This window comes from Streptomyces phaeochromogenes (assembly GCF_001418655.1).
Lineage (GTDB): Bacteria > Actinomycetota > Actinomycetes > Streptomycetales > Streptomycetaceae > Streptomyces > Streptomyces phaeochromogenes.
This window is the reverse complement of the sequence record NZ_LIQZ01000360.1, coordinates 1-7,985: the sequence shown is the minus strand read 5'-3', so window position 1 is coordinate 7,985 and position 7,985 is coordinate 1. Positions and strand designations below refer to the sequence as shown.

Annotated in this window: 6 protein-coding genes; 3 read left to right on the top strand and 3 right to left on the bottom strand. The window is 73.3% G+C overall.

Going from position 1 to position 7,985, the window contains the following annotated elements:
• The coding region (locus tag AOK17_RS37920) for a tetratricopeptide repeat protein (protein ID WP_079053506.1) at window positions 1-2,192 on the top strand (2,192 nt) is incomplete at its 5' end.
• Window positions 2,193-2,304: 112 nt separating this feature from the next.
• On the opposite strand, the gene AOK17_RS37915 is transcribed toward AOK17_RS37920, so the two are convergent.
• Window positions 2,305-4,017 carry a bifunctional 3'-5' exonuclease/DNA polymerase gene (locus AOK17_RS37915; protein WP_055617156.1) on the bottom strand — a complete coding sequence of 571 codons (1,713 nt, stop codon included), beginning with the start codon at window positions 4,015-4,017 and terminating at the stop codon, window positions 2,305-2,307.
• A 122-nt stretch (window positions 4,018-4,139) separates the two neighbouring features.
• Window positions 4,140-4,877: a Clp protease N-terminal domain-containing protein gene (locus AOK17_RS37910; protein WP_055617155.1), complete on the bottom strand. Its 738-nt coding sequence runs from the start codon at window positions 4,875-4,877 to the stop codon at window positions 4,140-4,142.
• Between the two features lie 120 nt (window positions 4,878-4,997).
• Between AOK17_RS37910 and AOK17_RS37905 the strand changes: the two genes are divergently transcribed.
• On the top strand, window positions 4,998-6,185 hold the full coding sequence (locus AOK17_RS37905; protein WP_055617154.1) for a DUF2786 domain-containing protein: 1,188 nt from the start codon (window positions 4,998-5,000) through the stop codon (window positions 6,183-6,185).
• Window positions 6,186-6,209: 24 nt separating this feature from the next.
• Here AOK17_RS37905 and AOK17_RS37900 read toward each other — a convergent pair whose 3' ends face one another.
• Window positions 6,210-6,764 (bottom strand): DUF4232 domain-containing protein, encoded by a 555-nt coding sequence (locus AOK17_RS37900; protein ID WP_055617153.1) that lies wholly within the window; start codon window positions 6,762-6,764, stop codon window positions 6,210-6,212.
• Between the two features lie 165 nt (window positions 6,765-6,929).
• Between AOK17_RS37900 and AOK17_RS37895 the strand changes: the two genes are divergently transcribed.
• Window positions 6,930-7,985: YccS/YhfK family membrane protein (locus AOK17_RS37895; protein ID WP_245697625.1), on the top strand; the 1,056-nt coding region annotated here is incomplete at its 3' end.

The following is a 7,985-nucleotide window of genomic DNA, read 5'->3' as shown; positions in this document are numbered from 1 at the left end:
TCCCCGTTCCCCGCCCCGCTCAACTCCCTCCCGCTCCCCTCTGTTTCACGGGTCGCGCCGAGACCATCGGCAGCCTGCGCGCCACCCTCGTGTCGGCCGTGGCCGGGGTCGGGCACCCCCGCGTGGCCGTGGTCAGTGGCATGGCGGGTGTCGGGAAGAGCGCGCTGGGCGTGCAGGTGGCGCACGGGCTGCGGGCCGAGTTCCCGGACGGCCAGCTGTACGTACGGCTGCACGGGGCCACGCCCGGCGTGCCGCCGCTCACCGTCGGACAGGCCCTCGCCGCGCTGCTCCGCGACCTGGGCGTGGAACCGCGGGGGGTCCCCGAACACCCGGACGCGGCAAGCGCGTTGCTCCGCTCACTGCTGGCGCCCACCCGCACCCTGCTCGTACTGGACGACGCCGTGAACGCCGCCCAGGTCCGCCCCCTGCTGCCCGCCGGTCCAGGCTGCGCGGTGATCGTCACCAGCCGCTCGCCCCTCACCGCCCTGGACGGCGTGACCCGCTTCCCGCTCGCACCCCTCTCAGACGAGGAGAGCGCCGAACTGCTGCGGGCCGTCTCCGGACGGGACGGCCTCGACGGTACGCACCCTCTCGTCGGCCTCACCGGACGGCTGCCGCTCGCACTGCGGATCGTCGCGGCCCGGCTCGCCGCCCGCCAGGTCCTCACACCGGAAGCGCTCGCCGGTCAACTGGCTGCCAGTGACGGACGGTTGAACCACCTCGAATACGACGACCTCAGCGTGCGCCGCTCGCTCGCGGTGGCCCTCGACGCCCTGCGGGCCTCGGACCGCGAGGCCGACCGGGACGCCGCCCTCGCCCTGCGCAGGATCGGCGCGCTCGACCTGCCGACGTACGGGGTCCCGCTTCTCGCCCGCCTCCTGGGCACCGGTGAACGCCGCACCGAGGCCGCCCTCGACCGCCTCGTCGACGTCGCCCTCCTCGACGAGACGGCGTACGGCCGCTATACCCCGCACGACCTCATACGCGACTTCGCCCGCGAGGTCGCCAGGGAGCAGGTGGCGGAGGACCCCGGCCCCACCAACTCCGACCCCACCGACATCGCCCTCCACTGGTACATCGCCTCCGCCCGCCGGTGCGTACCGGCCTTGATCCCCTCCGGCGTCGACCGCGACAACCGGCTCGGCGCGACGGCCTCGGCGGGCGAACCGGAGCGTGCGGGCGCCACAGGCGGTGAGGCCGTGCCGTTCGCGTCGGCCGCCGAGGCCGTCGCCTGGGGGGACCGCGAGGTGGCGAACGTCGTCGCGCTCGTCGAGGGCCGCGCCGCCGAGTCTCCGCTGGTCCCCGTCCTCGTACGTGCCCTCTTCCCGTATCTGCAGCGCCGCGGCCGGCTGCGCGAACTGGCGGTGCTGGGGCGGCGGGCGCTGACGGTGGCGCGGCGGCTCGGGGACGACGCCGCCGAGGCGATCGCGCTCTCCGACCTGGCGGGCCTCCACTTCATGCAGGGACAGGCGGGCAAGGCGCTCGTCCTGACCGACCAGGCCCTCTCGCGCTGGCGCGGCCTCGGTGTCGTCCCGCGCATCCAGCGCTGCCTGAACAACCGCGGGCTGCTGCTGGAGAGCCTGGGCCGGTACGTCGAGTGCGAACTCGCCCTGCGGGAAAGCCTGGAGCTGGCACGGGAGCTGGGCGACCTGGACGGCGAGGCCGTCGCGTACAGCAACCTCGGCAACCTCTACGAGCACTCCGACCCGCGCGCCGCCATCGAGTGGCACGAGCGGAGCCTCGCGCTCGGCGAGACCATGGGCGACTCCCGGGTCCGTGAGTCCGGTCACTGCAACATCGGGTACGCCCACCTAACGCTCGGCGAACCGGCCCGTGCCCTGGAGCACTTCGACCGTGCCCTGAGCGTCTCGGACGGGGTCGACTGGCAGAGCGGCTCCCAGACCCGCCTCGGTCTCGTCCGTGCGCTGCGCGGCCTCGACCGCACCGAGCGAGCCGCCCGCGAGTGCGCCCTTCTGCTGGCCCGCGCCGAACTGCGCGCCGACCGCTACACCGCCGGTCTCGCCCGGCACCAGCAGGGCCTCCTGCACCGGTCGGCGGGCCGCGCCGACGAGGCGTACGAGCAGTGGGAACTGGCCCTCGACGACCTGGACGGCACCGACAGCACGGTGACCGACGAACTACGGGAGCTGCTGCTGGTCCGGCTCAACGGGCCCTCCGCGCAGGGGAGTTGAGCGGCCCTCACTACGAACGAGCGGGGAGCGCTCCCCGCTCGCATCCCGTTCTCTCTCGGGCTGACGCCCCGGCTCAAACCCCCCGCCCAAGCCCTCCCGCTCAAGCCCCCGCTCACTTCGCGTCCGCGTAGCACTCGACCACCGCCGTCGTGAACGGAAACCGCACCGGCGTCTCCCCGAACGTCAGCCGTCCCGCCAGCTCCGCCGCCTCGCGGATGGCCTCGACCACCGTGTCGGCCTCCGCCGCCGGACAGTGCACCATCACCTCGTCGTGCTGGAAGAAGACCAGCTCGGCAGCCATGTCCCGGCAGGTGCGACGGAGTGCGGCGAGCACGAGGAGGGTCCAGTCTGCGGCGCTGCCCTGCACGACGAAGTTGCGCGCGAAGCGGCCCCGGGCACGGGAGTTGGTGGAGGCGTACCCCGGCACCCAGTCCTGGGTGTCCCCGGGCTCGCCGCCCTCGCCCGGTACGACGCCGACCTGCTCGCTCTCCGGAATCCCGGCCTCCTCCCCCGAGGAGTCCGACCCCGCCGCCGGAGGGCACGTCCGCCCCAGCCAGGTCCGCACGAGCCGCCCCTCCTCGCCGGCCCGCGCCGCGTCGTCCACGTACGCCACCGCCCTGGGGAAGCGGCGGCGCAGCAGTGCGAGGTTCTTGAGGCCGTCGCCGGAGGTCTGGCCGTAGACCGCGCCGAGCACGGCGAGCTTGGCCTGGGCGCGGTCGCCGGAGAAGGCGCGGTCGGACACGGACTGGTAGAGGTCGGTCTCCCGCCCCGCGACCTCCATCAGGCCGGGGTCGCGGGAGATCGCGGCCAGCACCCGCGGCTCCATCTGGTCGGCGTCCGCGACGACGAGCCGCCAGCCGGGATCGGCGACCGCGGCGCGACGGATGACCTTGGGGATCTGCAGCGCGCCCCCGCCGTTGGTCACCCAGCGCCCGGTGACCGTCCCGCCCGGCAGGTACTCCGGTCTGAACCGCCCGTCCCGCACCCAGTCCTGGAGCCACGACCAGCCGTGGGCGACCCAGATGCGGTACAGCTTCTTGTACTCGACGAGCGGCTTCACGGCAGGGTGGTCGATCGTCTCGATCTCCCAGCGCCGAGTGGACTTGATCTTGATCCCGGCCTGCGCGAAGGCCTTGATGACGTCCGCGGGCAGATCGGGCCGCACCCGTCTTCCGAACGCGGCCGACACCTCGTCCGTCAGCTCGGCGAGGCGGCGCGGCTCGCCCCCGCCCGTGTACCGCTCGCCGAGCAGTTCGTGCAGCACGTCCCGGTGCACGTCCGCGCTCCACGGCATCCCGGACGCGTTCATCTCGGTCGCCACGAGCATGCCCGCCGACTCGGCGGCCGTCAGCAGCCGCATCCGCCCGGGGTGCTCGGCCGCGTCGTGTCTTCGCTGCTGGTCCCCGTACACCTCGATGAGCTGTTCCAGCGGTACGTGGACGGGGCGGGGCTCGAAGAGGGAGGACTGCGAACCGGGCTCGGCGGAGCGCTGCGGGGGATCGGGCGGGACGGGACCGCGCCGCAGCCTCGCCAGGGCGGCTGCCGCCGAGCGGGGTTCGCCGAGCCGTCCCTCGTGGCCGAGGAGGAGGGTCTCGGCGGCCTCCATGTCGTAACACCGCTCCACGCGGACGCCCGCTTCGCGCAGCCGCGGATAGACCTCGGCCGTCGCCCGCCACACCCACCGCGTGACGTCCGGCCGGGACCGTACGGACTCGGCGAGGTCCGGCTCTCTCAGGACCGGTCCGGCGGGCAGCCCGTCGGGGCCGAGGGGGGCGAGCTCGGCGCCACCGTCCTCGGCCGGCGCGAGAGCCCACCGTTCGGTCATGACTGCGAGTCTCGCAGGAGGGTCTGACAACGGCCCTGAACTGCGAGTTCAGGGCCGTGTCCGGCGCCGGGCGCAAGCGCTGCCCGGTCGTCGCCCGGCCATTCGGCCGGTCATTCGGCCGGTCAGTCCTCCTGGAGGGACTCCCGCACCTTCTCCAGCGCCTCCGCGACGTTCGCCTCGGCCGCCGCCTTGTCGACGCCGAGTCCGCCGAGGAGGCCCGTGCCCGAGTCGGCCTCCTGCTCGAGCAGCGCCAGCAGGATGTGCTCCGTGCCGATGTAGTTGTGGCCGAGCCGGAGGGCCTCGCGGAAGGTGAGTTCGAGGGCCTTCTTGGCGTTGCTGTCGAAGGGGATGAGCGCGGGTACGTCCGCGGCGCTCGGGGGCAGGGCGGCGGTCGCGGCCTCGCGCACGGCGTCCAGGGTGACGCCCTGCGCGGTGATGGCCTTCGCCCCGAGGCCCTCCGCCTCGGTGATCAGGCCGAGGACCAGGTGCTCGGTGCGGATCAGGTCGTTGCCCGCGGACTTGGCCTCGTTCTGGGAGACGATCACCACGTTCCGGGCCCGTGGCGTGTAGCGGCTGAAGCCCTGGCTGGGGTCGAGGTCCGACTCCGCCTTCGGCACGAACCGCTTCTGGGCCGCCTGCCGGGTGACGCCCATGCTCTTGCCGATGTCCGTCCAGGACGCGCCCGAACGCCGGGCCTGGTCCACGAAGTGACCGATCAGATGGTCGGCCACGTCGCCGAGGTGGTCCGCCGCGATCACCGCGTCCTGGAGCTGGTCGAGAGCGTCTTCGTGAACCTTCTTGATGGCCTCGATCAGATCGTCGAGGCGTACGGAGGTGGTGGCACGTGGATTCGTGGTCATGTGTCAACCTTAGGTTGACAGTGGAGGGGTGTCAACCCCGAGTTGACACCCGGTCGTCGCCTGTTCGGAGGCGTCCGGGGGCAGGGCAGGCCCCACCCCGACGCGTGACACGATCGAGGAATGAGCAGTACGCCCAGCACCGTGGAGCGCGCCTTCGAGGCCGCCCTCTACGCCGATTCCGACGCGGCCCTCGACACCGGTGCCTCGCTCCTCGCCTCCGATCCCGCGTCCGACGCCGAACTGGCCCGCCGGGGCGAGGAGTTCATCGAGGGAGCCTGGCGGCGCGGCTGGCAGCCCGCCGATGTCGTACGGATCGTGCGCCGCGAGCTGGACGACACACACGTACGCCTGGTGTCGGCGCTGATCCTCGACGAGAGCCGCCGGAACGAGCGGAACGAGCAGGCCCGCGGCCCGCGCTGGACGGCACAGCTCGAAGAGCTGACCGCCGAGGCCGCCGAGGCCGCTGGGACCTCCGGGACTTCCGGGGCCTCCGGGAGGAAGGCGTCCCCCCGCACCGACCGCTTCTCGTACGCCACCGCCGTACTGGGCCTGTACCGGCTGCTGCTCCGCCTGCCCTCCATCGAGCCGCTGGACGTGGACGCGCCCAAGGTGGCGGCCGGTGCCCCGAAGGGCTCCCGCATGCTCACCCGTATCCGCGCGCTGCTCGCCAAGGCCGAGGCGACCGGGTTCCCGGAGGAGGCGGAGGCGCTGAGCGCCAAGGCGCAGGAGCTGATGGCGCGGCACAGCATCGACGAGGCGCTGCTGGCGGCCCGTACGCACGCCAAGGACGCGCCCGGCGCCTGCCGCATCGGCGTCGACCCGCCCTACGAGACGGCCAAGGCGGTCCTCCTCGATGCGGTGTCCAAGGCCAACCGCTGCCGGGCGGTCTGGAACGAGGCCCTCGGCTTCTCGACCGTCGTCGGCTTCGAACCCGACCTGGAGGCCGTCGAACTCCTCTACACCTCACTCCTCGTGCAGGCCACCGCCGCGATGACGAAGGCGGAGGCGGCACAGCGGGCGGGCGGCAGGAAGCGTACGAAGTCCTTCCGGCAGTCGTTCCTCGCCGCGTACGCCCATCGCATCGGCGACCGGCTGGCGGAGGCGGCGGAGGGGCAAGTGACGGCCGGCGAGGGGGAGTTGCTGCCCGTTCTGGCTGCCCGGGACGTGGCGGTCGCGGACGAGGCGGAGCGGATGTTCCCGGCGACCGTTACGACCAGGCTGCGCGGGGTGAACGACGCGGCCGGCTGGGAGGAAGGAGCCGCCGCGGCGGACCGCGCCCAGGTGAGGGCACGGCCGCCACTGCGGTGACCCCGGCAATCGTGGGGCGGTGGCTCAGTCTCCGGCGCGCTGGAGCGGGCCCACCGAGGCGTCCGGCTCGCTCTCGCTCCGCAGCGCGACCTCGCCGTACTTCCAGGGGAAGGACAGATCGGCGCCCGCACCGGGCAGGCCGAACTTCACGGTCTTCACGGCGGCACCCTTGGCCGCGTCGCCCGCGGGCCCTCGTACGTACGTGATCGTGAAGGCGGTGGTCTCGTCCGGCTTGAGGGTCAGCTTCTCCGGCTTCGCGGACTCCTCCGGGGCGAGGGACCAGGTGGTGCCGCCCGCGGTCAGGTCGACGCGGGGGAAGCCCTCCAGGGTGCAGTCGTCGCCGGAGCGGTTGGTGAGGGTGACCGAGACGCTCCCGGTGTCGCCGGCGGCCGGGGCCTCGCTCGCGGCGACCTCCTGTCCGACCTGGTCCGCCTTGCACGCGGTGGAACCGGCGGGGGACGCCGAGCTGTCGGCCTTCTTGTTCCCCTTGTCACCGCTGCCCTCGTCGTCGCAGGCGGTCAGGGCGAGGGTCGCCACGAGGGCGGTGAGTGCGGAGACGGCTATCGGTCGGGCGCGCATGGCTTACCTCTGACTTCCGGGACCTGCTTCTGGGTCCGGCTTGCGGGGACTTCCGGTGCGTGGCGGTGCCCGTAGATCATCCGTCATCGGTATCGGTATCGGTCACCGTGACCGTCATCGGTATCGGTCATCGGTATCGGTCATCGCGCGGCGTACGCTGGCGCGGTGAGCTGGCGACGGGCGCTGAAGGACACTGCTCGCTCCGGCATCGCCGTGGAGAGGAAGCGGCTCGAACCGCTCATCGCGGTGCGCGGAGCCGCGGGACTCGCGATCGTGATCGCGCTGAGCCTGTGGCTCTTCGGCCCCGCAGCCGCGGCGAGTTCGGCGTTCGGCGCGTTCCAGGCGGCCATCGCGACGTTCCAGCGCAGCTGGCGCCCCCGCCCCGAACTGGCCATCGCCTCCGGTACGAGCCTCGCCGTGTCCACGTTCCTCGGCTACCTCACCATCTCCAAGGAGCCGCTCTTCCTCGCGCTGCTGGTGGTGTGGACCTTCGCCGCCGGGATGAGCTGGGCGGCGGGCCCGACCATCGGCCTGATCGCCTCCTCGAACGTGGCGATCATGCTGGTGACGGTCACCCTGCCGACCTCCGTCGCCCAGGCCGCGGGCCACGCCGCGATGATGATCGTGGGCGGCCTGGTGCAGGCGGCGCTGATCGTCCTCTTCCCCGTACGACGCTGGGGCGCCCAACGCGACGCGCTCGCCGACGCCCTGGCCGCCGAGGCCGACTACGCGCGCCGGCTGCGCCACGACCCGGTCGCGTCCTTCGACCCGCAGCCCCTGATGGAGGCGCGCAACGCGGCGGCCGTCACCCCGCGCCAGGCCCGCCGCCGCCCCGCCGAACTCCACGGCGCGCGAGGCATCGCCGAACGCATCCGCCCGGTCCTCGCCTCCCTCGCCGACCCCGCGATGGGCGTACCGGCCGAGGGCCCCGCCCGCGACCGGGTCCGCGAACTCCTCGCCTCCGCCGCTTCCCTCCTCGACGCCGCCGCCCACGCCATCCGCCACGGCGAGCCCGTCTCCGCCCCACCCGCGGCCCTCGCCACCTTCCGCACCCCGGACACCGGCAGCATCCTCACCGGAGCCCCCTACCGAGCGATGACCCGCCTCAACACCCTCCTCCAGGACGTGGTGGAAACGGCAGGCGGTACCCCACAGGAAGACACCCCGCAGGAAGACGCCCCATCAGGGGCGCGGGGAACCGCGCACTCGGCCGAGAACGAC

Coding starts and splice junctions, on each gene's coding strand:
- AOK17_RS37915 (WP_055617156.1), bottom strand. CDS start 4,017: ATGACCGAACGGTGGGCTCTCGCGCCGGCCGAGGACGGTGGCGCCGAG.
- AOK17_RS37910 (WP_055617155.1), bottom strand. CDS start 4,877: ATGACCACGAATCCACGTGCCACCACCTCCGTACGCCTCGACGATCTG.
- AOK17_RS37905 (WP_055617154.1), top strand. CDS start 4,998: ATGAGCAGTACGCCCAGCACCGTGGAGCGCGCCTTCGAGGCCGCCCTC.
- AOK17_RS37900 (WP_055617153.1), bottom strand. CDS start 6,764: ATGCGCGCCCGACCGATAGCCGTCTCCGCACTCACCGCCCTCGTGGCG.